This window comes from Salinispora cortesiana (assembly GCF_000484695.1).
Classification (GTDB): domain Bacteria; phylum Actinomycetota; class Actinomycetes; order Mycobacteriales; family Micromonosporaceae; genus Micromonospora; species Micromonospora cortesiana.
Window position 1 is genome coordinate 61,346 of record NZ_AXVR01000002.1, and the last position, 25,946, is coordinate 87,291.

Below are 25,946 nucleotides of genomic sequence, written 5' to 3' on the forward strand. Positions count from 1 at the left end.
TGGGGTTCCTCGTCGTGTCGGTCACGGCAGCGGCTCCAGGTAGATGACGCTGGCCACGAGCAGCTGGTGGACTTCCTGCAGGAACGCGATGAGCATCCGTTCCGGGTCGATCAGGTCTGGGTCGGTGGCGTTGGCCTCCCGTTCTTCGGCGGCGAGCGCCTGGCACATCGCCCAGAGGCTCTCCCCGGACGGGGCCCGCTCCCACAGGTTGTAGACGGTGCGCGTCACCTTCACCATCGGGTGCTCGAAGAAGCCGATCGACCAGAGCCAGGGTTCCTCGGCGCTGTTGCCCAGCCCGAGTAGACGGGCGCCGACCCGGTGCCGACGCGCGAACTCCACCGCCTCCGCCGAGGCGACCTCGACGAGGAGCCCTTCGGCTAGCAGCCCGTCCAACAACGGCCCGGTGTCAACGCCGGGCAGTTGGCCGGCCGCCGCGTCGCGTACCGCCGATGCGGTCCGGGGCTGCTCGGCCGGCTGGGCACCGGCCCCGTGCGCCAGCGCCCAGAGAGTGAAGCGCTCGTTGTCCAGCTCCCACACCTCCGCTCCGAGACGGACCCGGTGGATACGCTCGGGCGAACCGGCCGTCGGGTAGAAGGTGCCGAAGAACTGCCCCACCGGCAGTAGCTGGGCCGGCCCGGGCGGAGTCTCCGTGGCCCGCGGTCGGCTGTCCGGCAGGACGGCCAACGGCGGGTGCTCCTGCGGCTGATTCACCGACGGCGATTGCCTTTCCGGGCGGAGGGTCACCGGCGGGGGATAGTCCTCCGGGCGGAGGGCCCACGGCGACTGCGCCTCCTGGGCGGAGTGGCCGGGCTGCCCAGGCCAGACGATCTCAGCCGGCGGCAGGTCGGAGACGTCGACCGGGGTGATCCGGCCGAGGAAGTATCCCATCGAGCGAGCCAACGGAACGAGGTGCTGTTCCCGCCCTACGGCACCCTCGGGACCAATCGGTCCACTCAACCCGGTGTCGGGCAGGAAGTAGATGCCCTCACCCGGCACGGGATGCGCCCGCAACGAGAGCACAAGGAGGCCCCCGACGAGGTTCGCGATCACCAACCAGTCCAACGACAGCCAGGGATCCCGATGTTCACGCTGGGCGCGCACCAGGTCCAGTGACGGATGCTGCGAATGCACCCCGAACAGGGGGCGTTCCGGGGTGCACGGTGATCCGCAGCCGCCGGCCGGTCGGCCCGATCGAGTCACCGAGCAGGGTGCTCTCGTGTAGCAGCACGTCCACGCTGCCGTCCGGGTTTGGCCGAAAGAGCTGCGCGATCGCTTCCGGACGGTGCCCGGCGACAGCCGCCATACTGGCCAACATCCCACAGTCGCCAAGCAGTCCCTGCTGCACCTGCTCCCGCTTGGGCCGCCCGTCAAAGAGTGGGGCTGGTTGCCCGGTCCGCACATCGCGCGCCCGGCCATACTCCGGCGCGGGCTTGCCCGGCTCCCCCGCCGGCAGAGTAACCCGGTCGGCGATCACAGTGACCTCGGCGGCGGTGGCCGTCATCGCCGCCGGCTACACCGGGGAGATGCGCCAGTTCCTCGACGCGAACCCAGGTCTCGCCTCCCGCTTCGCCAAGACCATCGAGTTTGGCAACTACAGCCCGGAGCAGCTGGCCGTCATCGTGGAGCGGATCGCCGACGGCGACGAGTACCTGCTCGCCGACGGCGCAGCTGAGCTGGTCCAGGCACATTTCGCCACCATCGAACGAGACCAGAACTTCGGCAACGCCCGCGAGGCCCGCAAGCTCTTCGAACGCGTACGCAAGGCCCAGGCGCAGCGGCTGCGCCAGTCTGGTCAGCGCCCCGACCTGGACGCGCTGCGTACGGTGACGATGGCCGACATCCGCGTCGCGATCGGTAACTGAGTGGTGACGGCCCAGCTGAGGAGGACGTGAGGTGACTCATCCGGGTGCGGCACGGCCAGGTGAACCGGGTTGGCAGCACCACCCGGATGCGGCCGCCCAGCCGGCCCAGCAGCCGCCACCCGCGCAACGGGGGGCTGCGGGGCAGCAGGCCGGTGCGCCGGCGCCCGCATGGCCGGTGAGCCAGCCGGACAGTGGGCCCGGTCATGCCTGGGCCGCGCAGCGTGCGCAGGGTCGGGCGGGGACCAGCACCGTCTACAGCGCGCGGGGAGCAGCGGCACAGGCCAACGCGGCGGCACAGGCCAACGCGGCGGCACAGGCCAACGCGGCGGCGCAGTCGGCCGCTGTCGCGACGGCCGCGTCGCCGGCGCAGGCGGCCCCCGCCTCGTCCGCCACCGCCGCTGCCTCGGCCGAGGCACCGCCCACGCCCGACATCCCGGCAGCCCGGCAGGTGCGCCCGTACCGGCCTCCGCTTCGGATCGGTGGCATCACCATCTTTCAGCTGGTGGCGTGGCAGTTCGGGGTGGCGGCGGTACTGGCCGCCACCCGGCACAGCATGGCGCTCACCGCCGTGATCGCTGTCGTGGCGGTGCTGGTGCTCGCCCCGACAGCGATCCGGTTCCGTGGCCGCTGGCTGCACCAGTGGGTCTCGGTCTGGTGGGTTTTCCGGAGGCGACACCGGCAGCTGATCCCGGTCGACACGGACCCGGCCCGACACCTCCTGGCCCAGTTGGGGCGCGGCGTGGAGCTGGAGAACGTCGAGATCGACGACCAGCCGGCGGTGTTGCTGACCCACCCGGCTGGGCTAAGCGTCGTCTTCGATGTCGACCCCACCGAGGGTGCCCTGCTGATGAGCGCTCCGCAGGCCCTGCCCTCCCCCGCTGCGCTCCTGCCGCCGGCAGACGCGAAGGCACCGCCGGTGGTGGTGCAGCTGCTGATCCAGGTGACCCCGACACCACGGGCCCGCCCCGGTGCGGCGGCGGTGGACCGGGCGTACCGGGAATTGACCAACGGGGACGTGCCGGCCAGCCGGCAGGCGTGGGTGGTGCTCCAGGCAGCGCGGACCCCCGATTTCCACGCCGACCGCGACCTGCTCCCGACGCTGACCGGGGTGATTCGGCGGACCCGGCGGCTGCTGCGGCAGGAGCGGGTGGCGGCGCGGATGCTCAACCAAGACGAGGTGCTCGCCGCGGTCACCACCCTCACTCACCTGACCCGCACGGCGCCGGGCGGGGCCGGCGAGCAGCCACTCGCCCGCGAGTCCTGGCGGGCCTGGTCGACCGCGGGCGCCCGGCAGAGCTGCCACCGGCTGCTGGAGTGGCCCAGCCGGCAGTGGGAGATCGACGCACTGCTACGGGGACTCCCCGCCGCCGGGGGTGTGGTGTCGATCGCCGCCAGCCGGGCGGACGGCGACGACCTCGCCATGGAGGCGGCCTTCCGGCTGTTGGGCAGCGGGCCGGATGCTCTGGCCGCCGCCGACCAGGCCCTGCACGAGGCGATCCGCCGCCACGGCGGTCGGCTGCAACGACTCGACGGTGAGCACGCCCACGGGGTGGCCGCCACGCTCCCGCTCGGAGGTTTCCTGCGGTGAAGAGTGTCGCTTTCCCGGACAGTCGGATGGGGCTACACCGCACTGACGCCGCTTCCGTTGGTGGCCTGCGCCTGGTCGCCGGCGGCGGTGGCCTGGTCGTGGGTCGCAACCGGCAGCAGGAGCCGGTGGGGCTGCGCCTGTTCCGCGCCGAACCGACCCAGCTGATGCTGACCGGCGGCGTACGCAGCGCCCAGCTGATCGCCTTCCGCGCCATCGCACTCGGCGCCCGGCTCTTCATCCAGACAGGACGCGAGCGGGAGTGGGACGCCTTCCTGCGGCGCTGCGTCATCGGCCGGGAGATCGCCTCTTTCCTGCCGCCGGGGATCCCGCCGCCGGCCGCGGCCACCCCGACCGAACCGCAGCTCGTTGTTGTCGACACCGGCCCGGTCACCGGCCCCGACCCGGGGCTCAGTGCGCCGTGGCGGGCCACCCTGGTGGTCCGCGACGACCTGGCCGGCTGGGACTCCAACGCCCTGGTACGCAGCGACATCGTGCTGCTCCAGCGGCTGACGGCGGCGGAGGCGGCGACGGCGGCGAGCGCGCTGGGGCTGGTGAGCGTGCAGAGCTGGTTCACCCAGCTGCACCCGGAGATGGTCGGCCTGATCACCAGGGGCAAGGTGCAGTGGGTCATGCTGAGTATGACCCACACCGAACGCCAGTTGATCGGTTCGGTGGCCCGCGGCGGTGTCTGATCGCCCGGCTGGCCCCCTCGATGCCCCTGCTGTTCAGCCGCGCAGGTAGGCCAGCACCGCGAGTACCCGCCGGTGGCCGTCGGTGGTGACCGGCCTGGCCTTGGCGACGGCCGCGAGCGCCCTCGTGTCCTGGAACCAGCTGCGTCCACGGAGCAACTGGGCGTGGCCCGCGACCGGTGCGCCGGTCGCGGGCCACGTCGTCGTACGGGGGTGGGTCAGGCGTTCGCCCAGACCCGCGCCATCCACTCCTCCACCTCGTGGGAGGTTCGCGGCATCGCCGCGGAGAGGTTCTCGCAGCCGTCCTCGGTCACCAGCACGTCGTCCTCGATCCGGACGCCGTTGCCGCGGAACTCCGCCGGCACCCGCAGGTCGTCGGACTTGAAGTAGAGGCCCGGCTCAACGGTGAGGATCATGCCCGGCTGCAACTCGCTGTCCATGTACTTCTCGCGCAGCATCAGCTGGCAGTCGTGCACGTCCAAGCCCAGGTGGTGCGAGGTGCCGTGGACCATCCAGCGGCGGTGCCAGCCGCCCTTCTCCCGGTCCAGGGTCTGCTCCAGGGTGACTCCCTCGGGCAGCAGCCCCCACTCGTGCAGGATTCGGGCGATCACCGCGTTGGCCGCGGCGTGGATGTCGCTGAACTTGTTGCCCGGCTTCACCGCGGCCAGACCGGCCTGCTGCGCCTCGTACACGGCGTCGTAGATCCGGCGCTGCACGTCGGTGAAGCGGCCGGTGACCGGCAGAGTACGGGTGATGTCGGCGGTGAAGAGCGAGTCGATCTCGATCCCACAGTCGATCAGGATCAGGTCGCCTTCGCGAACCTCGCCGGTGTTCTTCGTCCAGTGGATCGTGTTGGCGTGGTCACCGGAGGCGCAGATCGACTCGTAGCCGACGCCGTTGCCCTCGTGCCGGGAGTAGAGGCCGAAGACGCCCTCGACCCAGCGCTCGCCGCGGCCCTTGCGGACCGCCTCGGGCAGCGAGGCGATCATCGCGTCAAAGCCCTTGTGGGTGGCGGCGACGGCCTTGCGCATCTCGCCCACCTCCCACTCGTCCTTGATCAGTCGCATGGTGGAGAGGTGCCGGGCGAACTCCACGTCCGCCTCCTCCCGCTCCTGCTCCGAAGCGGTCGCGCCGGCCTGGGTGCGGACGCTGTCCACCAGTTCGGTGAGGCGCGAATCGACGTCCCGGACCACCCGCAGCCGGGCGGCGGCGTCATCCTTGGCGAGGTCGTCGGCGAGCGAGTCGATGTGCCGCGCGGTGATACCCAGTTCCGACTCCCGGTCGGCGATGCTCGGGCGCGGACCCACCCAGAATTCGCCGCGACGGGAGTCGGCGTAGAACTCCTCGCTGTCTCGCGGGGCCAGCGGCCGGAAGTAGAGGATGGCGTGGTGGCCACCGCCCGGCTTCGGGTCGAGCACCAGGACGCTGTCCGGGTCGGTGTGCGCGCCGAGGCCGGAGAGGTGGGCGAAGGCGGTGTGCGGCCGGAACGGGTAGTCGGTGTCGTTGCTGCGCACCTTCAGACCACCGGCCGGGATGACGAGCCGCTCGCCGGGGAACTGCTGCGACAGCGCGGCCCGGCGCCGGGCGGCATGGTCGGCCACGGCGGCGCGGGGGGTGGGCTCCCGGTCGGGGTTGGCCCATCCGGAGCCGATGAATTCACGGAACTCGTTGCTGCTGGGAATGCCGCGGTGGCTGGCCTTCGCCTGTTTCTCGCTCGTCATGCCGACACATCCTGCCAGACCGGGTCACCGGCGCCGACCCATGGATTCCCGCGCGTGGTAAGTAGTCGATGGGCTATGGCACCTTTCCAGGTGCGGAGCCCAGCGGTGGTCAGCCGGCCTCCCGGCACCGGACTCAGCCGACTTCCCGGCACGAAATCAGCCGGCCTCCCGGCAGCGGACCAGGAAGGATCGCTCGAAGACGATCACCGGCTCTCCGGTCGCTTTCGTCCCCGTTGTCTCCACCGTCATGATCCCGTTGCCGGGACGGGACCGCGACCGCCGCTTGTGCAGGATTCGACTCGTCGCGTAGAGGGTGTCCCCGACGAAGACGGGTTCCTTGAGCCGCACCTTGTCCCAGCCCAGATTGGCCACGGCGCGTGCGGAGAGCGCCTGCACGGTCATCCCGCCGATCAGGCACAGGGTGATGCCGCTGTTGACCAGTACGCGGCCGTACTCGGCGCCGGCGGCGTAGTGCTGATCGAAGTGCAGTGGATGCTGGTTCATCGTCAACAGCGTCAACCAGGTGTTGTCGGCCTCGGAGAGGGTGCGGCCCGGCCAGTGCCGGATCACCATCCCGGGTTCGAAGTCCTCGTAGTCCCCACCGTGCTCTTCGACGTACTCGTTGTCGTTGACTCGGCGTAGCGTCATCTGCTGTCTCCGACGTTTCGGGTGGATAGGGTCAGGGGCCGCTTTAAGGCAGTCCGGGCAAGCTGGGGGTCCAGGCAAGCTGGGAGGGTCGGAGCAGCCTGGGACGGTCAGAGCAGCCTGGGAGCGCGTCAGAGTGCCGCCATGGCGTTGTCCGCCCCGGTGGCCGATCCCCGGGCGTTGACGATTCCGGCCGCGCCATCGGTGCGGTAGCGGCACCACAACCCCGCCGGCCGACCGCCGAACAGCAGCGGCCCCAGCACCGGGGCGACGTCGACGTCGTGGGGTTCGTCGGCGCCGTCTGCCAGCAACGCCACCCGGCAGGTCTGGGGCGGGACGAACTCCTGCACGATGCTGGCGCCGTCGGCCCCAGCCTCCACCGCCGTCTCCCACTCCGAGGCAGTCACCTCTCGTCCGATCACCACCTGCTTGCCGCAGTCCCCCAGCGCCTCCTTGAGCACGAGCCGCTCGCGGTTTCGCAGCACGTACGGCAGCAGGTCAACCTGCTCGCCCGCGCGTTCGGTCCGCCGCTCGGAGAGCACCCGGGTCCAGGGCAGGTACCGGTTGACCAGAGTCCGCTCGGCCGTGGTCATCCAGGGCCGCCCCTCCGAGAGCAGGCCCATGGTCAGCTTGCTGTGCAGAAAAGTGGAGGTCTGGGTACCTACCAGCAGGCAGCCGTGGTCCAGGGCCTCCTGCACCTCAGCCGTGGGGACGCCGGCGTCCGTCCAGTCCGGGATGGTGAAGTTGCGCAGCCCGATCGGATAACGCAGCCCCGGCGGGCGGTCCCACGCCTCGTGCAGCTCCTTCGGCTCGAAGAACCGGGTGGGCAGCCCCTGGCTGCGGTGATACTCGGCCTCAACCTCGAAGTAGTAGCTGGTCACTCCCGTGACCTGGGCACTGCCGACGATGGCCGCCCGGGGCGCCACCCCCAACTCCGCGCTGAGCGAGCGGAACATCTCGGTGCGGACGGCGAACGGATCCGGCGAGTAGTACGGCAGACGGCCGTCCCTGTCGGCGTACAGCCCACGCCACACGTCGAGGCGGCTCTGGGTCTCGACCGCACCGGCAAGCGCGCCGCTGACGTTGAACTCCACGAAGCGCAGCCCGTCCGGGCCGACAACCGCGTCCGGCCGGGCCACCCAGTCCGCGTACCGCTCGTCGAGGAGGGGGTCACCCAGCCAGAGCTGGTCCTCGCTGGCCGGCATGCGGTAGAACGCCAGCCGCTCCCGAGCGGTCGGCGCGGCTGCTAGGGCGGTCCGTCGCAGCAGCCCCACCAGGACGCCGGCCACCCGGAAGAGCTCCGCGTACGAGGCGCGGGGGATGGTCATCGGCGCGGCCGGCAGCACCGGCTGGTACGGCCAGCCGGTGTCCTGCAGCACGCTGCGCAGCCGGTGCCGGAGCGTGTCCGCCGGCGCGGCCGGCGCCAGCCGTTGGTCGCCGAACCATAGGTGCCCCGCCGCGGCGACCGGTTCAACCCCGCTCATCCGGCACCCCCACCGCGTCCTGCGGCGCCACCACGTCCTGCGGCGCCACCACGTCGTGCAGCGCCACCGCCGCCGCGGTGTCCTCGATGGCCATGCCCACGGTGCGCAGCACCGAGTTTCGGCCACCGAACTCGACCTCGCCGCCGATCAGGCGGCCCAGCTCCCGCAGCTCGTCGGCGACGAGCAGGCCAGCGGCGAGGGCGGCCCGGACCTCGCCCGCACCATCCAGCGCGGCGGCCTGCTCCTCGACCACGGTCACCGCGTCGCCCAGCAGGGCCGGGTCCACCTCGATCGCGTCCGGGTGGGTACCGCCGACCACGTTGAGATGCGCCCCGCGCGCCACCCAGTCCGCCGCCACCACCGGCGTGCTGTCGTTGGTGGAGGTGGCCGTGCAGATGATCGGCGCGTCCGCGACGGCGGTCTTCGCGCTGTCGCAGACCGTCACCCGGATCGGCGTCGTCGCCCGCACCTCGTCGGCGAGCTTCTCCGCACCGGCTCGGGTCCGCGAGAAGACCCGCAGAGTTTTGATCGGACGTACCGCCGCCACCGCCCGGATGAGGGCGCGGGCCTGCACCCCGGCACCGATGACGGCGAGGTCGTCGGCGGTGGCCGCGGTGCAGAAGCGGGTGGCCAGGGCCGCCACCGCCCCGGTCCGTACGGCGGTCAGCTCGGCGCCGTCCAGCAGCGCGGTGATCCGCCCGGTCTCCAGGTCGGTAAGCGCGACGATCCCGTGGATCAGCGGCAGCCCCCGCCCGGGGTTGTCCGGGGTCAGCGTGGTGATCTTGACACTGCCGACCCCACGCCGCTCCCAGACCGCCGGGCTTACCAGCAGCACCCGCTGCTCGCCGTGCTCCACCACCGTGCGGGCCGGGGAGCGGGTCCGGCCGGTGGCCAGGTCCACGAACATCTCGCCGAGTACGTCGATCACCTGGGTCATCCGACGCACGCCCGCCATGTCGGCGGCGGTGACCATCGCCGTCGCGGTCATCCGGCACCACCGAACCGGGCTTCCCAGGCGTCCTGACGCGCCACCGTGGCGTGGGCCATCCGGGCGAACGGCGGGCCCACCATGCTGCCATCCAGCACGGCGATGCCACCGTTGGCGCTGCCGACCGCCGAGACCACCCGGCGGGCCAGCCGCAGGTCGTTGTCCTGGGGACGCAGAGCCTGGTTGATGGTGGCCAGCTCGCTGGGGTGCACCGTCGCCTTGCCGTGAAACCCGAGGGCCCGCACCCGCATCGTCTCCTCCGCCAGCACGGCCGGCTCGGAGAGCCGGAAGTTGGCGGTGTCGACACAGGCCGTGCCGTGCCGCGCGCAGGCCATCACCATCGCCTGCCGGGCGGCGAGCATCGCCGCCCAGGTGATCTCGACGTTGAGCGTGGCGGCCAGGTCGGCCGAGCCCAACACCATTCCGTCGGCCGCCTGGGCGATCGCGTCGATCTCGGTGACCGCCTCGACGGTCTCCACCGTCACGTAGATTTCCGGCCGCGCGCCGGCCGAGGCCAGCATCCGACGCAGCAGGGTGACCTCGGCCGCGGAGGTAACCATGGTCATCACGACGATGCCGGGCCGCACCGAGCTCTCGGTGAGCAGCAGTAGGTCGTGCAGGGCCGCGGCGCTGCCCAGCTCGTTGATGCGGACGGCGATGTTGGCGGGCCGGGGTGCCTTCTCCAACGCGTCCTGGCAGACCACCCGCGCGGCCGGCTTCTCCGCCGGCGGGACGGAGTCCTCCAGGTCGATCAGGTGCACGTCCGCGTCGTACGACCAGGCCTTCACAACCTGGTCCAGGGACAGCGCCGGGGTGTAGAGGATGCTGCGCGGAATCGCGCGCGGCGGGGCGCTCACCGGGGGCCGGGCCCGTCGAGCGGGGCGGCCGGACGCGCCCCGGCCTGCACCAGGACCGCACAGAGCCGCCGGATCTGCTCCTCGGTCTGCCCGGCGCGCAGCATCACCCGCAGCCCCGCGGTGCCCCGGGCCACGATCGGGAAGAACACCGGCGAGGTGTAGAAGCCGGCGGCGAAGACCTGCTGAGCGGCGTCAACGACCGTGTCGTCGCTGATCGGCACCAACCGGATCGGGTACGACTCGCCGGACTGCTCGGTGTCGAGCAGCGAGTCGAACAACGCGATGTTGGCGCGGAGCCGCCCCTGGAGCTGATCCAGCTCCTCGGTACGGTGAATCTCCGCGGAGGCGAGCGCGGCGCCGACGGCGGCGGCGTTCATCTTCTGCGAGTAGCCCAGCGGGCCGGCGAAGCGTTCGACGAGCCGACGGGTCTCGTGCGGGTAGCCGTCGAGCAGGACCGCCGTACCACCCGCGCCGAAGCCCTTGCTCAGCGTGGCGACGGTGATGGTGCGCTCGTCGAGGAGGGGAGCGTGGGTCCGCACATAGCCGATGCCCCGCTGCCCGTACGCCGACAGCGAGTGCGAGTCGTCGTAGAAGACCAGCATGTTGTACTTGTCCTGCAGGTCGGCGAGCTCCTTGACCGGCGCGTAGCCGCCGAGGCTGTCGGCGCCGTCGACCACATAGCAGACCCGCTCGTAGGTGCGGCACATGTCTTCGAGGTAGTCGAGGTCATGGTGCTTGCAGGTGACCACCTCGGACTCGTCGGCGCAGCTCGGCTTGGCGTTGGCCAGCGACACGTGGGCGTTCTTGTCGAAGACCATCAGCGGGCGGGTGCCGTTGCCGAGGTGACCGGAGGCGATCAGCGGCAGCAGGCCGGTGCTCGCCGCGGCGGTGGATACCGCGCTGATCACCATCGCGCCGAAGAGTTCGCCGAGTGACTCCTCCAGCTCCAGCAGCACCGGCGTCTGCACCCGGGTGCGGGGAATGCAGTGGTCCAGCACGTTGAACCGGCGTAGCGCCGCGACCGCGCCGTCGATGACCTTCGGGTGGGTGTCCAGGTCCAGATAGGAACAGACGGTGAAGTTCACGAACTGGTGGCCGTCGGCCATGGTGAACACCCCGTCGGCGAGGTCACCGACGATGCCGGCCACCCCGTTCGCCTCGGACATGTTCCAGAAGGCGTTGCCGATGCCGATCAGTTTGTCGTTGTTGCGGTAGCGGTGCGTGGGGGTGATGGTCTTGCGGTCGCTCACGAGTTCACCTCGGTGGGCTGGTAGCTGTAGACACCCTTGAATCGCCGGTAGGCGTACGTGTAGAGGGCGACACCCAGCACATGCGGCCGGCGCAGAATCTTCTTCGACTTCAACCAGAAGTTGACATTGATGTTGATGGGGTCGAGGGATTCGGCCTGGTGCCACCAGCCGAGCGGCAGGTAGAGCATGTGGCCGGGTTCGAGGACGAAGTCGCGGCGCTGGGCGAGCTTCGGCGCCACTCTCGGATAGCGCCCCAGGTCGACGTTGTCGAGGTCGAACACGTGGGACTTGTCCCCGAAGCCGCGCAGCACCGACCTGGGGTAGTAGTCGCGGGACCCGGGCGGCGCGATGATGAACCGCTTGCGGCCCTCCAGCGCGATGTTGAAGTTCTCGAACTCGTCGAAGTGGTTCTTGGTGAAGACGCCGCGGTGGCTGATCCAGAGGTTGGCCGCGTACAACGAGCTGCCGTAGCCGAAGAACCCCTCGGCGTCGAAACCGATCACGGCGTTGACGTCGGCCGGGCTGTTCCGGATGTTCGACACCACCCGGTGCCAGGTGTCGGACTCGGTCAGGTGGCGCTCGTCGGCGAAGAAGTCCCGCAGGGTGATGTCCCGGGTCTCCCAGCGCCCGGGATGGTGCTTGTCGCCCGGTTCGGTGAACAGGGTGACGGTCATGTCGGCCAGCCGGGCCGCCACCCCCTCGCGCCCGAGCCCGCGCACGCTCTCCGGCAGTGAGATCACCGTCGGCATGTCGGCCCTGAAGAGGCCGCCAGGGCCGAGCGCCTGGAACTCCTCGAACGTCATGCGGGCGACTGGTACGCCAGCCTCCTGCGGAACCGTCACGATCCGTCCTCCGTCTTCTACCACCGGGAGCCCCAACGGACCTGCCGCAGGAGCGTCCCAAAGCGACGCATTCACGGCACCCTACCGACCAATATGTACGTTGTGAACGTTTGTAATCAGTCCACTTCAGATCGTGATCGACTGGGGCGGGAGCGAGGGCCGGCGGCGGCGCCACCGTGCGTGCAGGACGCAGAACTCCCCGGGGGCGGTTCGCTGACCGACGCCTATAGTGATGCGACGCGTTGGCCCGCCTGACCTGTCCCGTCATTCACGTCCCGCGGGGGTACTTATCGTGAACGATTTCCGGCAGCCGCCAATCACCCTGGACCGGGTGACGACCAGCCGGGGTGAGCTGGTGCTCCGCGAGGCGGACGGCCGCTACGAGGTCATCAGCAACGGTGTCTTCCTGATGGACACCGCGGACGGCCGGTCCGAGCGGCTGCTGGTTGACGCGGCGGTGAGCAGGTGCACGGCATCGGCGCCCCGGCTGCTCGTCGGCGGTCTCGGCGTCGGGTTCTCGCTGCTGCGCGCGGTCGAGCACGCGCAACTGGCCGCCGTCGACGTGGTCGAGATCGAGGCCACCGTGATCGGCTGGCACGCCCGCCACCTGCGCCACCTCACCGGCGCCGCGCAGGCCGACCCCCGGGTACGGATCATCGAGGCGGACATCCTCGCCTGGCTGGCCGACACCGCCGACCAGTACGACGCCATCTGCCTGGACACCGACAACGGCCCGAACTGGCTGGTCTTCGAGGCCAACGCCGAGTTGTACGCCCAGCGCGGGCTCGACCTGGTGGCCGGCCGGCTCCGGCCGGGGGGTGTCCTGGCGATCTGGAGCGCGAGCCGGGACGAGGCCTTCGAGCGACGCCTCCGGGAACGCTTCGGTGACCTGGAGCTGCTGGAGACGCCGACCGAGGCGGGCGCACCGGACGTGGTCTACCTGGTCCGGGCTACCGCGGCGGCGCGGGGAGAGCCACCGGAGTCGCCGGCATGAGCGAGGTTCGGCGCCACCCCGGCGACCCGGGTCGCCGGATCATCATCGCGCTCGACTTCGACACCGTTCGAGCCGCCGAAGCGACCGTTGACCGGCTGGGCGACGCCGCCAAGTCGTACAAGGTGGGGTTGGAATTGCTGACCGTCGCCGGTCCGGGGCTGGCCGCCGGGCTGGTCGAGGCGGGCAAGGATGTCTTCCTGGATCTCAAGTTGTTCGAGATCCCCACCTCGGTCGCGGGCGCCGTCCGCGCAGCTGGCCGGCTCGGCGTGACCATGGTGACCGTGCACGCCATGGGCGGCACCGAAATCATGGCAGCGGCGGTACGCGCCGCCGCCGACTTCCCGCGGCTCAAGGTCCTCGCGCTGACCGTCGTCACCAGCCTCACCGACCCCGACCTCGCCGCTGTTGGGCTGAACACCACGGTCGATGAGCAGGTTGTCCGGCTGGCCCGGCTGGCCCGGCACGCCGGTTGTCACGGCGTGGTCGCCTCGCCCCGAGAGGCGGCGGCACTGCGCGCCGCGCTCGGCCCGGACATGCTGATCGTCACTCCCGGGGTGCGGTTGCCGGCCGACCTGACCACCGGGGTCACGACCGAGCACGCCCGGCCGGCCCACCCGGTGGCGGCGGTCCGGGCGGGCGCGACCCACGTCATCATTGGTCGGTCGTTGACTCGGGCAGCAGATCCGGCCACCGGGACCTAGGCCGGCTTCATCTTCAGCCCGGCCAGCGCCTTCACCAGCGCCGCCTCCGCCCTGGTCAGCAGCGCGTCGCTCGCCGCCGGGTCGGCCAGGGTGGCCTTGGCCGATTCGAGGGCGTGGGTCAGCGCCGCCCAGGACTTCTTGGTGTACCGGTCCGCGTCGAGCGAGTCCGCCTGCGCGACGGTGTGCTCGAGCGCCAGCCGGGCCCGCGGGACCAGCTGCTCGTACGCCAGCCGTAGCGCCCGGGCCTGGGCGTCCACCTCGGCCTGGGTGGCGGTTCCGGAGCCGGCGACCGCGTGGGCCCTATCCAGCTCCTGTCGGAACACCCCGAAGTCGATGTTCCCGTACCGGTCCTCCTGCCCGTCCGGGGCGTGGAAGACGAAGGTCACGTCCCGGGCCTGCACGAGCGCCTCAGGGTCGGTGATCTCCGCGTGGGTGGTGACCCAGTTACCCCAGCTGCCGGTGCCCGGCAGCAGCGCCTCGCCCACGACCGGGCCGTCCGGCGTGCCCGCACGCACCTGCAGGGAGCTCGGTGTGCCGTCGGGCGAGTACTTGCTCGCGTAGCGAATCGCCAGCGTCGTCGGTGCGACATCGAAGACGAGGTTCTTGTACTGAATCCACGCCCCGTCCCGCACCCCACCGAGGTTGCCGCTGCCGGAGTTCGCCTCGTTCTTCAGGTCGCCGCCCGACCACTCGTCGGACTGCTCCCCCTCCAGTACGCGCGGGCCGCCCTCGTCGATGGCCAACGCGGCGATCATGCCGGTCAGCGATTCGCCGGCGCTGCGCAACGTCGCCGTGCTGGCGGAGGTGTCGGCGAGCGCCGCCTGGGCCCGCTGCACCGCCGCGTGGAACACTCGGTAGGAGGCGTAGGAGTAGTTTCCCTGGCGGACCAGGACAGCCTCGTCCACAAGTTCCTGCAGCTGCTGGCGCGCCGCCGCGGCAACCGAGATCGCCAGCAGAACTCCCAACGACGACAACGTTGTCGGCGCTATCTTGCCGGCCCCAGGTGTGGCAGCAGTTAGCCGAGGTGGAGCCAGCCAAGAACTGGTGTCACCGGGTCCGGTCTACCGCCGCACGCTCGGTCGCCGGCCGAGCTGGATGAGGAACTCGTTCTCCTCGACAAAGGTGTCGGTGTCGCTGCACTGGGCCAGAGCGGCACGGACCGCGTTGTCAAACTCGTTGAGCCGGTCGCCGAAGAGTTCTGGCTCGGCGAACGAGGTGGAGTGCAGGTAGCCAATGATGCTGTTGGCCGTCCAGGTCCGGTGCACCGGCACGACGGACTCCTCGACCTGGTTGAACGGCGAGTCGCGCAGCGCCTGAATGTCGGGGCGCCGCCGCTCGTGGAACGTGCCCGCACCCGCCCGACGTTTCTCGCCGAGGAAGTCCTGGATGACCTTCCGGACGGCCGTCTCCCAGTCGTGGTGGGCTGCCCAGAAGCTCTTGTCGGCGAAGATCGCGACGACGCCGTCCGGGCTGACCTGTGCGTCCAGTTGGTTCAGGACCCGCGCCTGGTCGAGCCAGTGGAACGTTCGGCAGATCGTCACCAGGTCGGCCTGCCATCCGGCCGGTGGGGTGAACTCCTCCGCGGTGGTCTCCGCCAGGCGTAGCTGGGCGCCGGCGGGTAGCCGCGGGCGGAGTGCGGTCTCGGCCACGGTGAGCATCTCGGCATCCGGGTCGATTCCGATGATGTCATCGAACCGGCCCCGGAGAGCCTCCACCACGAGGCCGGTACCGGTGCCGATGTCGAGCAGGCGCCGCGGCGAACTGGCGGGGACCGCGGCGTCCAGGATGTCGGCCACCGCCTCCGGAACGTCTGGCCGGAAGTGCCGGTAGAAGCCGACAGTTCCGTGGAATATACTCATAATTACGTCCTTCCGGCGATACCGTAAAAACCATAGGCACCGGGGTGTTCGGACATCGGCGAAACGCCCAACCCCGCTCCGGCCAGCCCCCCCGCGACGGGTCCGATACGGACATCCGTCACCGCCGGATTCGATCGGACAGATCTGGGAATCCACGGCCGGTGCCGGACGTACTGACCAGCCTGCCGTGGCCAACCGGGCCGAGCATCGCCGTCTTCGGGGTGGCGGGCACCCTCACGGTGCTGGGCAGCATCCGCCTGGTCGCCCTCGGCGACACGCTCGCCGACCGAACCGGCTGGGGCGAGGCGTTCTTCGGCGCGGTCTTCATCGGGCTGGCGACGTCGTTGTCCGGCATCGTGATGACCGCCGTCACCGCGGCAGCGGAGCAGCCGCAGCTCGGTTACAGCAACGCGGTCGGCGGGATCGCCACCCAGACCACCGCCGTCGCCGTGGCGGACGCCTTCCACCGCCGGGCCAATCTGGAGCACGCCTCGGCGTCGCTGTCGAACGTGCTCTTCGGGGTCCTGCTCATCGTGCTGCTCTCGCTGGCCCTGCTCGGCAGCTACGCGCCGGATGTCACCGTGGCCGGTATACACCCCGCCTCACTCGCCATAGTCGCCGCCTACCTCGGCGGCCTGCATCTGGTCCGCCGCTCCGGGGCCAGTCCGCTGTGGCGGGCCGTCGCCACCGCCGAGACCCTGCCAGACATCACCCACGAGCACGGCGCCCTCGACCGGACCAGCTCCTCCCGGCTCTGGGTGCGCTTCGTGGCGGTGGGTCTGCTGGTCTCGGTCGGCGGTTGGGCGATCGCCCGGGCCGCCGAGAGCCTGGTGCTGGTCACCGGCTTGAGCGCGGGCTTCGTCGGGGCGATCCTGATGGGTGCGGTGAATGCCCTCCCGGAGACGGTCACCGCCGTGGCGGCGGTCCGCCGGGGCGCCCCGACCCTGGCCATCGCCGCCGTCCTCGGCGGCAACAGTCTGGACGCCCTCAACCTGGTGGTCGGCGACGTGGCCTACCGCAGCGACTCGATCTACCACGCCGCCGGCGACGCTCAGCTCTTCGTGACCACCAGTGCGCTGTTCATGACCGCGATCCTGCTGGGTGGCCTGCTGGTGCGGCAGGCGTACGGCTGGGGGCGGCTCGGCTTCGAGGGCATCCTGCTGCTGACCAGCTACGCGGCGATGACCATCATCCTGGCCATCTGACCGGCACCAGGACGAAGAACGTCGCCGACGCCGTGGGCGATGCGGGTCAGCGGCTCGTCGTGACCGGCGGAGGCGGGGTGGCTGGGCTGCCGGCGTCGCGCTGCTCGCCGTGACCGCTCAGTACCAGCACGACCAGCGCCGCCACCGCGGCGGCGCGTCGCGCGATCACCACACACCTCGACACCCCGACTCACCCCCGTTTCGCACCGCGACATCCCCAGTTGCTGGCAACGCCGCCGCACGGCGTTGTCCTGGCAACGAGTGGACTCGACGGTGGGACACGTCCGCCCCCACGGCGGGGCGGGCCCGGCGACGACGGCTCCAGCGACACAGCAGTCCCGGCAGGGTGCGTACCCGCCCGGCAGCTCCGCAAAACGCGCTGCCGGGCGGGCTTGGGATGCTCCGGCGCTACCGGGGGTGGCCGGGAGACCGGGGGCGGCCGGAAGACGGGAGTCCCGGCGAAGGCTGGGACAGCGGGCGGAAACCCCGCAGCCGGAGACTGTTGGCGACCACGAAGACCGAGGAGAAGGCCATCGCGGCTCCGGCGATCATCGGGTTGAGCAGACCGGCCGCGGCCAGCGGGAGGGCCGCCACGTTGTAGGCGAACGCCCAGAACAGGTTGCCCTTGATGATCGCGAGGGTCCGCCGGGACAACCGGATGGCATCGGCGGCGGCGGTCAGGTCACCCCGGACCAGGGTCAGGTCGGACGCCTCGATCGCCACATCCGTACCGGTGCCCATCGCCAGCCCGAGGTCGGCCTGGGCCAACGCCGCGGCGTCGTTGACCCCGTCACCGACCATCGCCACCACCCGGCCCTCCTGCTGGAGCCGCCGGACCACCGCCACCTTCTCGGCGGGCAGCACCTCCGCGACCACCTCGTCGATCCCGACCTCGGCCGCGACCGCCCGGGCGACGTTCTCGTTGTCGCCGGTGAGCAGCACCGGATTCAGGCCCAGCTCCCGCAGTTGTCGGAGCGCGAGCGCGCTGGTCGGCCGGACCACGTCGGCGACCGCGAGCAGACCGCGAGCCCGCCCATCCCAGGCCACCAGCACCACCGTCGCACCGCCGGCCTGCGCCGCGGCACCGGCCGTCACCAACTCCTCCGGTACGTCCAGTCCCCGCTCCTGCAGCAGTCGAAGCCGGCCGACCAGCACCCGGTGGCCCGCCACCACACCCTCGACGCCCAGCCCTTCGAGATTGGCGAAGTCGGTTACCGGCGGCAGGGGCCCCGCCTCGGCCGCGCCCACCGCGACCGCCTGGGCGATCGGATGCTCCGAGGCGACCTCCAGGGCGCCGGCGAGCCGGAGCAGCTCGGCCCGCTCCACACCGCTCGCCGCGACCACGTCCACCAGGGTCATCCGGCCAGCGGTGACGGTCCCGGTCTTGTCCAGCACGACCGTGTCCACCGTCCGGGTGGACTCCAGCACCTCCGGCCCCTTGATCAAGATGCCGAGCTGCGCGCCCCGACCGGTGCCGACCAACAGCGCGGTGGGGGTAGCCAGGCCCAGGGCGCAGGGGCAAGCAATGATCAACACAGCCACCGTGGCGGTGAAGGCTGCGGTCGGACCGGCGCCACTCCCCAGCCACCAGCCCAGCGTGGCGGCGGCGAGGGCGATCACGATGGGAACGAAGACCCCAGAGATCCGGTCGGCGAGACGCTGCACGGCCGCCTTGCCGGACTGGGCGGCCTCCACCAGCCGGGCCATCTGGGCGAGCTGCGTGTCGGTGCCGACCCGGGTGGCCGTCACGACCAGCCGTCCACCCGCGTTGACGGTGGCGCCCACCACGGCGTCGCCGGCCTTGACCTCGACCGGCACGGATTCACCGGTGAGCATGCTGGCATCGACCGCCGAGCTCCCCGCCGTCACCACCCCATCGGTGGCGATCTTCTCACCGGGGCGCACCACGAACTGGTCCCCGACCACAAGCTGGTCGATCGGGATGCGAATCTCCGCATCACCGCGCAGTACCGCCACGTCCTTCGCACCCAGCTCCAGCAGGGTGCGCAGGGCGGCGCCAGCGGTGCGTTTCGCGCGCGCCTCGAAGTACCGGCCGGCGAGGATGAAGGTGGTGACGCCGGCCGCCGCCTCCAGGTAGATGTGGCCCGCTCCGTCGCCGCGGACGATGGCGAAGCTGAACGGGTGAGTCATGCCGGCAACGCCAGCCGTGCCGAGAAAGAGCGCCCAGAGCGACCAGCCGAACGCGGCGAGGGTGCCCAGCGACACCAACGTGTCCATGGTCGCTGCGGCGTGCCGGAGGTTGACCCAGGCGGCCCGGTGGAACGGCAGGCCGCCCCAGACCACCACCGGGGCGGCCAGCGTCAACGACAGCCACTGCCAGTAGGTGAACTGCCAGGGCGGCACCATCGCCAGCAGGATCACCGGCACGGTGAGCGCGGCCGAGACCCAGAGCCGGGTAGCAAGCCCGCGCAGCTCGTCGGCCGGCTCGGCGGCGGGCGCCGCTGCGGCTGTCGGTGGCGGCGGTACGACGGCGGTGTAGCCGGTCTTCTCGACCGTGGCGATCAGGTCGTCCGGGGTCACCCCGTCGGCGTACGCGACCCGGGCCTTCTCGGTGGCGTAGTTCACCGTGGCGGCCACGCCGGGCATCCGGTTCAGCTTCTTCTCGATGCGGGCGGCGCAGGAGGCGCAGGTCATCCCGCCGATCGACAACTCAATCTGGTTGGCGGCCCGCGGCATCGGGCTGCTGGTGGTGGTCATCGCACTCCCTACCGGTCGGGCCCGTGCGCCGGGCGGGACCCGGTGCCGGAGTCGTCATGCTCGGGGTCGTCGTGGTGGGTCTCGACGGCCGGGGTGCCGGGGCCGGTCACCTGACCGACCCCGTACGCCGCGCCGAACACCGCGGCGAGACCGAGCAGGAAGGCGGTGAGCTTCGTCGCCGTTTTCATGCGGGCCTCGGTCTCGACGCGGGTCAGGCGTTGACGAGGTCGTAGCCGGCCTCGTCAACCGCGGCGCGTACGGCCTCGAGCTCCATCGGGTGCTGGCTGGTGACGGTCAGCCGGCCAGTCGTCAGGTCAACCTGGACCTGCTCCACACCCGGAAGCCCACCCACCTCGGCGCTGACCGCGGCTACGCAGTGCCCGCAGGTCATGCCCTGCACCTGATACGTGGTGGTGACCATGGAAAACCTCCCCTTTCCGCCAGGTCAACCCCCGGAGGGTCAATACCCCCTGGGGGTAAGTGTCAGCGACTTTAACATACCCCTGAGGGGTAAGATATTCTGATCCGCATGACCAGACCCGACCCCGCCCCGGTCCGCGGCTACACCGCCAGCAAGGACCAGCTACTCACCCGACTGCGCCGGGTCGAGGGGCAGGTCCGGGGGATCGAGAAGATGGTCGAGGAGGATCGATACTGCATCGACGTCCTCACCCAGATCTCCGCGATCCAGGCCGCGCTGGACAAGGTGGCGCTCGGGCTGCTCGACGGGCATGCCCGGCACTGCCTACACGAGGGGGCGGCCGAGGGGCGAGCCGACGAGATGGCGACCGAGATGATGGCCGCCGTCGGCCGGCTGATGAAGCGCGGCTGACCACCCCGTCCCGTTACTCGCCCGGTAGTCGTTGGGAGAACAGATGGGCGCCGACCACACCCGACCTGCACCGTCCACCCCACCCCGGGTGCGACGGATCCTCGTCGCGACGGTGGTCCCCCTGCTCCTCGCCACCCTGGTCACCGCGGTGGCCCTCTGGCCGCGCGACACCCGTACGGCCGACTCGGGCACCGAGCCACCCCGGTACCACGGCACCGTCACGAAGGTGGTCACCGAGCCCTGTCCCCCCGCCCCCCAGCCGCCCGACTCCGGGCTGAGCACCGAAGACAGCCCCTGCGGCGAGGTGACCGTCCGCGTCGAGCAGGGGCCGGACGCCGGGCGTCAGATCGGCACGCCGATTCCCGCTGGACCGGGCGCGCCCGACGTCGCCGTCGACGATGAGGTCATCCTGGTCGAGCTGACCGACCCCACCGACCCGACCACGAGCATGTACACCATCGCGGAGCACCAGCGGGGCAAGCCCCTGCTGTGGCTGGTGGCGCTCTTCGCCGCCGCGATCGTGGCGTTCGGCCGCTGGCGCGGGCTCGCCGCCCTCGCCGGCCTGGCGGCGAGCTTCGCCGTCCTCCTGACGTTCGTCCTGCCGGGGATCAGCGCCGGCCAGTCGCCGTTACTGGTCGCGGTGGTCGGCGCCGCACTGATCATGTTTGTGGTCCTATACCTCACCCACGGCGTGACCGCGCAGACATCGGTGGCGGTTCTCGGCACCCTGGGCAGTCTGATCCTCACCGGCCTCCTCGGCACACTCGCCACCGCCGCCACCCGGCTGACCGGGTACGGCAGCGAGGAGGCGATCACCCTGTCCATGTTCCAGACCAACGTCGACCTGCACGGTCTGCTCCTGGCCGGAATCATCATCGGCTCGCTCGGGGTACTGGACGATGTCACCGTGACCCAGGCCGCCACGGTGACCGAGCTGGCAACGGCCAACCCGGGGTTGTCCCGCCGTCAGCTCTACCGCTCCGCGACCCGGGTCGGTCGGGCCCACATCGCCTCCACGGTGAACACCATCGTGCTGGCGTACGCCGGAGCCTCACTGCCGGTGCTGCTTCTGCTAACCGCCGACTCGCGCCCGGTAAGCCAGCTCCTGACCAGCGAATTCCTCGCCCAAGAGATCGTTCGCAGTGCGGTCGCCACGCTGGGGTTGATCGCCGCGGTCCCCCTCACCACCGGGCTCGCCGCCATCGTGACCGCCGCCGGTCGCACCGCTGGCGGCGAGTCGGGCGGGAGCACCGCTGGCGGCGAGTCGGGCGGCGGGAGCACCGCCGCACCGCCACCGCGGCGGCCACGAGGGCGCACCGCCCGCGTCGAGGCGCTGGAGGTGCTCAGCACCCCCCGCTCCGGCCCGGTCGCCTCCGCCGCCGATCGACGGACCGGCGGAGACCACAACACGGAAGACTCATGGTGAAGGTACACAGCGTGGTGAGCCGGACCCGCGAGGCGGGCAATCAGGGCACTTATCACCCAACGTATCGGCAATTTCGGGCGATTGGTCGAGTTTGGGGCGTAGCTCGACCGGATGAGCGTCAGGTAACCTCGCTGCCGGTCACCGCCGAAGGCGCGTACCGGCACCGGCGGGACCACCGCCCAATCGCCGCGAGGCGAGCCGGGGAGACGGGCAGTTGGAGTGCGGCTACCCCAATAGGGAGCACCTACCGCCCCAACCCGTCAGCTCGTCCAGCCGGCGGTCAACGGAAGGGATCATTGTGACGGCACCCCCACGCCGCTGGTTGACGCCCGTGGCGGCCGTGCTCACCGCGCTGGCCGTGCTCGCCGGGCCGGTCCCGGCGTCTGCCACCCCCACCTCTCCCCCACAGCCCTCGGGGCATGACGAGGAGCCGGAGCTACTCGGCGATCTCATCGAGGTGCGCAACCGCGAGTACGTGAAGGCCAAGGCACAGCTGGCGGATTCCGAGAAGCGCCAGGCCGCCCTCGAGAAGGAGATCAAGAAGGCGCAGGCCGAGCTGGACGAGCTCGGCCCCCAGGTGGCGGAGATCGCGACCCAGTCATACAAGACAGGACGGGTCGACGCGATGTCGACGCTGCTGACCGCGGATACCCCCGACTCCTTCATCGCCCGGGCCACCGCGCTGGATGAGCTGAATCGCGTCAACGATCAGCGCATCAAGGCGGTCAACACGATCAAGAACCACGCCGAGCAGGCGAAGGTGGGGGTCGACGAAGAGGTACGCAAGCAACAGAAGCTGAAGAGCGACCTCGAACGCGGAAAGCTCGAAGCGGAGAAGGCCCTCCGCCTCGTCGGCGGCAGCGGCCTCACCGGTGGCCTGGTTGACGCCGAGTCGCCGGTCGCCCGAGTCGCCCCCGGACGCACCTCGGATGGCGGTTGGACGTCACTTGGCTGCAACGAGGATGATCCGACCACCGGCGGCTGTATCACCGCGCGGACGCTGCACATGTATAACGAAGTCAAGCGAGCCGGTTTTGACCGATTCGTCGGGTGCTACCGCTCGGGTGGGCCGTACGAGCACCCTAAGGGCCGGGCCTGCGACTGGTCGCTACAGAACAGCGGGTTCAGCTCCTGGTACAACAACGACATGCGCATGTACGGCAACAACCTGACTGCGTTCCTGGTCCGAAACGCCGACCGGCTCGGCATCTACTACGTGATCTGGAACCGGCAGATCTGGTTCCCGGCCACCGGCTGGAAGTCGTACAGCGGCCCGTCGAACCACACCGACCACGTCCACGTGTCGATGCTGTAGCCGCCGACGCGCTGGGGCCGGCACTGCATTTCCGCGGTGCCGGCCCGCTGTCGTTTCGGGGCGCCGGCCTCAGGGTGTGCTCGACGCCGCGAGCCCGACCTCGGTAACGGTCCGCACCGCACCGGTGGTGAGCTGGTACGACATCCCCACGACCGCGCAGGTGCCGGCGGCCACGGCGGCGGCGACCGCCGCGGAGCGGTCCAGCAGCACGGCAACGGTCTGCTGGACATGCTGGTCAACGATGCGGTCAAGGTCGGTGATCCCGGCGGCCTCGGCCCGACGGACGCTCGGCAGCACCGCCTCCACCACCGCACGAAGGTGCCCGGCGACCGGTGCGCCGGTGGCCTCAGCCGACCTGGCCGCCTGCACCGCGCCACAGGACTCGTGCCCGAGCACCACCACCAGCGGAGCGCCCAGCGCGGTGACGGCGTACTCGATGCTGCCGAGCACCTCCGGCCCAACGGCATGCCCAGCCGTGCGGACCACGAACAGGTCACCCAGACCGCGGTCGAAGATGAGCTCAACGGCGAGCCGCGAGTCGGAACAACCGAGGACCACCGCGAAGGGCTGCTGCCCCTCCGCCAGCGCGACCCGGCGGCCGACATCCTGGTGTGGGCGACCCGGAGTTCCGGCGGCGAACCGCCGGTTGCCGGCGTGTAGCTCGGCGACCGCCGCTCGGGGGCCGACCGGCTGATTCCAAGCATCGCCGGATCCACCGGCGGACAGCTGATCTGCGCCCGACTGCATATCGGGCATTTCGGGGCGATTCATGCCCTTACCTCATCCCTGTGGGAGGCCCCAACCTGAAGGCCCGGCGTACGGGACTCGGGCCTTCTCCACGCTCACATGAAGCAGAAAGCACGTCAAGGCATGCGTGATCTGCACTTCATACGTTGGCTGCGGACGTGCCGGACGCACGAGGAATGCCCACCGCCTCCGGCCTGTTGAAGCTCTGGTACCCCTGGCATCCCGGACCGTCGCGGCCCGGGCCGCCGCCCCGCGCCGAGCGCCACGTGGTGCTTGCCGTCCCCCTCCGGACGGCCAGACCCCCGAAGGAGCCCGACCATGAGCACGATCACCCCCATCGAGGGCCGCCCGGTGGCCGGACTGCTGGTCACCGTCGACTATCAGGCCCAGCCCAACTTTTACTACTGCGGGCCGGCGGCGACCAGGATGGCTCTCTCCGCGCTGGGCCGACCGCTCCCGCAGGATGAGGTCGCCCAGCGGCTCGGCACCACCCAGGCCGGCACGGACTCGGCCCTGGACATCACCCGCGTCCTCAACGAGCTGACCGGCGACGCGTACCGAACCACGGAGATACCGGACATCACGGCCAAACCGGATGAGGTTCACCAGCTACGCGAGGACACCCGGCACGCCCTGGCGCAGGGACGCCCGGTCGTGGCCAACGTCCGGGGGACCACGGTCGACACCGAGGGCACCCCACATTCGTACGAGGGGGGCCACTACCTGACGCTGGTGGGCTACCGCGCCGAGGACGACCTCCTCCGGGTCGCCGACCCGGCCGCAGACAAGCGCGAATACTGGATGACCGTACCGAAGGTCGCCAACTGGATCGCCGAACGCGGCTACTCGTCCTGACGCCTTCGGGCCGGCCTCCCCAGCGGGAGACCGGCCCGTTCGGCGCGTCCCGCGCCGAAACTCGGATATATCAGCGGTTCTGGTCACCCTCACCGGTCCGGGACTTCATCATGTCCACACCGCGATCGACGTGCTCCTTGTACCGGCCGCCGGTACGCTCGTTGAGCATGTCACCGGCCTTCTCCATGCCCCGGTTGACCTGCTCGTCCTGCTTCTCGACGTACTCCCTGGCCTGGTCCATGAATTTCTTCATGTGATCCTCCTAGGTTCGGGGTGTTGCAACGGACGGCGTTCCCCGGCGCCCGGGGGTACAAACACCGACCACCCCCGGGACAGGCGTGGCCCGGCCACGGGTCACCCAAGGTGGTCGGTGAACCAGGTCGCCGCCGCATCAGCCACCTGTTCCAACGCACCGGGCTCCTCGAACAGATGCCCGGCACCGGGGATCACCGTCAGCTCCGCCGGCTCCGGCAGCGCCGCCCGAGCCTGCTCGTTCAGGGTGAGCACCTGGTCATCGAGGCCGCCCACGAGCAGTAGGGTCGGTGCTCGCACCCGGCCCAGCGCCGGACCGGCAAGATCCGGCCGGCCGCCTCGGGAGACCACCGCACCGACCGCATCCGGACGGTCGGCGGCGGCCACCAGGGCGGCAGCGGCCCCGGTGCTGGCCCCGAAGAGCCCGATCGGCAACGCGCCCACCGGCTCCCCGGTGGCCAGCCAGTCGACGATCGCGGACAACCTGCCGGCCAACCGGCCGATGTCGAACCTGAGCTGCGCGGTGCGCGCGTCGGCCGCCTCCTCATCCGGGGTTAGCAGATCCACCAGGACGGTGCCGAGCGCGCTGCGATTGAGGACCTGCGCCACCGCGACATTGCGGGGACTCCGCCGCGAGCTGCCGCTGCCATGCGCGAAGAGCACCACCCCGGCCGGCTCCGGCGGCACCCGAAGATCAGCCGTGAGCTGGACGTCCCCCGCCGGAACCGACACCTCACTCCGTGCGTCCATGCCCCGGTCCTTCCCACCGGCTCGCCCGCCATGCGTACGCCCCGGGCCCATCCGGTCTCGTTTCGCCCGGGTGGGCTCGGGTACGCGGTGGGTGAGGGCAGACCGGACCGGCGCAGGCAGCGCCGGTGATGGATCGGGAGGATCGCCATGGCGCAGCAGCAGGAGTCTCGGCAGCAGGCCGCCGAGCGGGAACGACGAAAGCGCGACGCGAACCGTAACCGGGACTGGGCGGACGAGGCGGCGCGGGCGCGTACCGCCGATGATCCCCGAGCGATGGCGCCGCGCGACGCCGCGGGCCGCCCCTCCCAGGGCAGACAGCTGTGAGGCATTGACGTCGGCCGGGTCCCGATCCGCCCCGGTCGGGGC

General features: G+C 70.9%; 27 protein-coding genes and 3 pseudogenes. 11 read left to right on the plus strand and 19 right to left on the minus strand.

Annotation, left to right across the window (positions count from 1 at the left end; genetic code table 11):
- Positions 1–21: 21 nt before the first annotated feature.
- Both K228_RS0101890 and K228_RS26685 read right to left on the minus strand, forming a co-directional pair.
- A pseudogene (locus tag K228_RS0101890) lies at positions 22–1,152 on the minus strand (SMI1/KNR4 family protein); the annotation flags it as partial.
- Positions 1,121–1,498: pseudogene (locus tag K228_RS26685) on the minus strand (hypothetical protein); the annotation flags it as partial. The pseudogenes K228_RS0101890 and K228_RS26685, both read right to left, overlap by 32 nt.
- Here K228_RS26685 and K228_RS0101895 point away from each other — a divergent pair.
- The 3 genes and pseudogenes from K228_RS0101895 to K228_RS0101905 form a co-directional block, all read left to right on the plus strand.
- Positions 1,491–1,862: pseudogene (locus K228_RS0101895) on the plus strand (right-handed parallel beta-helix repeat-containing protein); the annotation flags it as partial. The pseudogenes K228_RS26685 and K228_RS0101895 sit on opposite strands and share 8 nt — an antisense overlap.
- Before the next feature lie 31 nt (positions 1,863–1,893).
- The gene (gene eccE / locus K228_RS0101900; RefSeq protein WP_155251547.1) at positions 1,894–3,450 is read left to right on the plus strand and encodes a type VII secretion protein EccE; all 1,557 of its coding nucleotides are present in this window, start codon (positions 1,894–1,896) and stop codon (positions 3,448–3,450) included.
- Positions 3,447–4,142, plus strand: a complete 696-nt coding sequence (locus K228_RS0101905; RefSeq protein ID WP_155251548.1) for a hypothetical protein — start codon at positions 3,447–3,449, stop codon at positions 4,140–4,142. The genes eccE and K228_RS0101905 overlap by 4 nt, the downstream gene beginning before the upstream one ends.
- A 33-nt stretch (positions 4,143–4,175) precedes the next feature.
- On the opposite strand, the gene K228_RS0101910 is transcribed toward K228_RS0101905, so the two are convergent.
- From K228_RS0101910 to K228_RS0101945, 8 genes are all read right to left on the minus strand, one after another.
- Positions 4,176–4,388 (minus strand): hypothetical protein, encoded by a 213-nt coding sequence (locus K228_RS0101910; protein WP_025616876.1) that lies wholly within the window; start codon positions 4,386–4,388, stop codon positions 4,176–4,178.
- Positions 4,358–5,860 (minus strand): aminopeptidase P family protein, encoded by a 1,503-nt coding sequence (locus tag K228_RS0101915; RefSeq protein ID WP_025616877.1) that lies wholly within the window; start codon positions 5,858–5,860, stop codon positions 4,358–4,360. Before K228_RS0101915 ends, K228_RS0101910 begins: the two co-directional genes overlap by 31 nt.
- Positions 5,861–6,016: 156 nt before the next feature.
- Positions 6,017–6,508, minus strand: coding sequence for a MaoC family dehydratase (locus tag K228_RS0101920; RefSeq protein ID WP_025616878.1), 492 nt, complete (start codon positions 6,506–6,508; stop codon positions 6,017–6,019).
- Positions 6,509–6,636: 128 nt separating this feature from the next.
- Entirely contained in the window at positions 6,637–7,989 is a 1,353-nt protein-coding gene (locus K228_RS0101925; protein WP_025616879.1) for a hypothetical protein, read from the minus strand.
- The gene (locus K228_RS0101930; protein ID WP_025616880.1) at positions 7,976–8,977 is read right to left on the minus strand and encodes an ornithine cyclodeaminase family protein; all 1,002 of its coding nucleotides are present in this window, start codon (positions 8,975–8,977) and stop codon (positions 7,976–7,978) included. Before K228_RS0101930 ends, K228_RS0101925 begins: the two co-directional genes overlap by 14 nt.
- Entirely contained in the window at positions 8,974–9,834 is an 861-nt protein-coding gene (locus K228_RS0101935) for an HpcH/HpaI aldolase/citrate lyase family protein (protein ID WP_025616881.1), read from the minus strand. Before K228_RS0101935 ends, K228_RS0101930 begins: the two co-directional genes overlap by 4 nt.
- Positions 9,831–11,084: an 8-amino-7-oxononanoate synthase family protein gene (locus K228_RS0101940; protein ID WP_025616882.1), complete on the minus strand. Its 1,254-nt coding sequence runs from the start codon at positions 11,082–11,084 to the stop codon at positions 9,831–9,833. The genes K228_RS0101935 and K228_RS0101940 overlap by 4 nt, the downstream gene beginning before the upstream one ends.
- Positions 11,081–11,887 carry a cupin-like domain-containing protein gene (locus K228_RS0101945; RefSeq protein WP_025616883.1) on the minus strand — a complete coding sequence of 269 codons (807 nt, stop codon included), beginning with the start codon at positions 11,885–11,887 and terminating at the stop codon, positions 11,081–11,083. Before K228_RS0101945 ends, K228_RS0101940 begins: the two co-directional genes overlap by 4 nt.
- A gap of 331 nt (positions 11,888–12,218) precedes the next feature.
- Between K228_RS0101945 and K228_RS0101950 the strand changes: the two genes are divergently transcribed.
- Together K228_RS0101950 and pyrF are read left to right on the plus strand one after the other, a co-directional pair.
- Complete coding sequence (locus K228_RS0101950; RefSeq protein ID WP_025616884.1) at positions 12,219–12,920, plus strand: spermidine synthase; 702 nt, start codon at positions 12,219–12,221, stop codon at positions 12,918–12,920.
- Positions 12,917–13,621, plus strand: coding sequence for an orotidine-5'-phosphate decarboxylase (gene pyrF, locus K228_RS0101955; protein WP_025616885.1), 705 nt, complete (start codon positions 12,917–12,919; stop codon positions 13,619–13,621). Before K228_RS0101950 ends, pyrF begins: the two co-directional genes overlap by 4 nt.
- Here the strand turns inward: pyrF and K228_RS0101960 are convergent.
- Positions 13,618–14,586, minus strand: coding sequence for a carbohydrate-binding protein (locus K228_RS0101960; RefSeq protein WP_025616886.1), 969 nt, complete (start codon positions 14,584–14,586; stop codon positions 13,618–13,620). The two genes, pyrF and K228_RS0101960, sit on opposite strands and share 4 nt — an antisense overlap.
- 96 nt (positions 14,587–14,682) lie before the next feature.
- A complete protein-coding gene (locus K228_RS0101965) occupies positions 14,683–15,480 on the minus strand; it encodes a class I SAM-dependent methyltransferase (RefSeq protein ID WP_025616887.1) in 798 nt (265 codons plus the stop codon).
- 161 nt (positions 15,481–15,641) lie between these two features.
- Between K228_RS0101965 and K228_RS0101970 the strand changes: the two genes are divergently transcribed.
- A complete protein-coding gene (locus K228_RS0101970) occupies positions 15,642–16,685 on the plus strand; it encodes a sodium:calcium antiporter (RefSeq protein WP_025616888.1) in 1,044 nt (347 codons plus the stop codon).
- Between the two features lie 46 nt (positions 16,686–16,731).
- Here the strand turns inward: K228_RS0101970 and K228_RS30005 are convergent, their stop codons facing one another.
- The 4 genes from K228_RS30005 to K228_RS0101990 all read right to left on the minus strand — a co-directional run bounded on the left by K228_RS30005 (position 16,732) and on the right by K228_RS0101990 (position 19,824).
- Complete coding sequence (locus tag K228_RS30005; protein ID WP_272945099.1) at positions 16,732–16,854, minus strand: hypothetical protein; 123 nt, start codon at positions 16,852–16,854, stop codon at positions 16,732–16,734.
- A 239-nt stretch (positions 16,855–17,093) separates the two neighbouring features.
- A complete protein-coding gene (locus tag K228_RS0101980; RefSeq protein ID WP_025616889.1) occupies positions 17,094–19,403 on the minus strand; it encodes a heavy metal translocating P-type ATPase in 2,310 nt (769 codons plus the stop codon).
- A gap of 8 nt (positions 19,404–19,411) precedes the next feature.
- Positions 19,412–19,591: a hypothetical protein gene (locus tag K228_RS0101985; RefSeq protein WP_025616890.1), complete on the minus strand. Its 180-nt coding sequence runs from the start codon at positions 19,589–19,591 to the stop codon at positions 19,412–19,414.
- 23 nt (positions 19,592–19,614) lie between these two features.
- Positions 19,615–19,824: a heavy-metal-associated domain-containing protein gene (locus K228_RS0101990; RefSeq protein ID WP_025616891.1), complete on the minus strand. Its 210-nt coding sequence runs from the start codon at positions 19,822–19,824 to the stop codon at positions 19,615–19,617.
- A 108-nt stretch (positions 19,825–19,932) separates the two neighbouring features.
- Here K228_RS0101990 and K228_RS0101995 point away from each other — a divergent pair, with 108 nt between their 5' ends.
- The 3 genes from K228_RS0101995 (at position 19,933) to K228_RS0102005 (ending at position 22,976) form a co-directional block, all read left to right on the plus strand.
- Positions 19,933–20,235 (plus strand): metal-sensitive transcriptional regulator, encoded by a 303-nt coding sequence (locus K228_RS0101995; protein WP_018254491.1) that lies wholly within the window; start codon positions 19,933–19,935, stop codon positions 20,233–20,235.
- A 43-nt stretch (positions 20,236–20,278) separates the two neighbouring features.
- On the plus strand, positions 20,279–21,661 hold the full coding sequence (locus tag K228_RS0102000; protein ID WP_025616892.1) for a YibE/F family protein: 1,383 nt from the start codon (positions 20,279–20,281) through the stop codon (positions 21,659–21,661).
- A gap of 298 nt (positions 21,662–21,959) precedes the next feature.
- Complete coding sequence (locus K228_RS0102005) at positions 21,960–22,976, plus strand: coiled-coil domain-containing protein (protein WP_025616893.1); 1,017 nt, start codon at positions 21,960–21,962, stop codon at positions 22,974–22,976.
- A gap of 69 nt (positions 22,977–23,045) precedes the next feature.
- On the opposite strand, the gene K228_RS0102010 is transcribed toward K228_RS0102005, so the two are convergent.
- Positions 23,046–23,747, minus strand: coding sequence for a carbonic anhydrase (locus K228_RS0102010; protein ID WP_025616894.1), 702 nt, complete (start codon positions 23,745–23,747; stop codon positions 23,046–23,048).
- A 294-nt stretch (positions 23,748–24,041) separates the two neighbouring features.
- Between K228_RS0102010 and K228_RS0102015 the strand changes: the two genes are divergently transcribed.
- The gene (locus K228_RS0102015) at positions 24,042–24,578 is read left to right on the plus strand and encodes a C39 family peptidase (protein ID WP_025616895.1); all 537 of its coding nucleotides are present in this window, start codon (positions 24,042–24,044) and stop codon (positions 24,576–24,578) included.
- Positions 24,579–24,648: 70 nt separating this feature from the next.
- Here K228_RS0102015 and K228_RS0102020 read toward each other — a convergent pair whose 3' ends face one another.
- Positions 24,649–24,831 (minus strand): antitoxin, encoded by a 183-nt coding sequence (locus K228_RS0102020; protein WP_025616896.1) that lies wholly within the window; start codon positions 24,829–24,831, stop codon positions 24,649–24,651.
- 101 nt (positions 24,832–24,932) lie between these two features.
- Complete coding sequence (locus K228_RS0102025) at positions 24,933–25,580, minus strand: dienelactone hydrolase family protein (protein WP_025616897.1); 648 nt, start codon at positions 25,578–25,580, stop codon at positions 24,933–24,935.
- 147 nt (positions 25,581–25,727) lie between these two features.
- Here K228_RS0102025 and K228_RS28715 point away from each other — a divergent pair, with 147 nt between their 5' ends.
- Complete coding sequence (locus tag K228_RS28715; RefSeq protein WP_018221437.1) at positions 25,728–25,904, plus strand: hypothetical protein; 177 nt, start codon at positions 25,728–25,730, stop codon at positions 25,902–25,904.
- Positions 25,905–25,946: the final 42 nt, after the last annotated feature.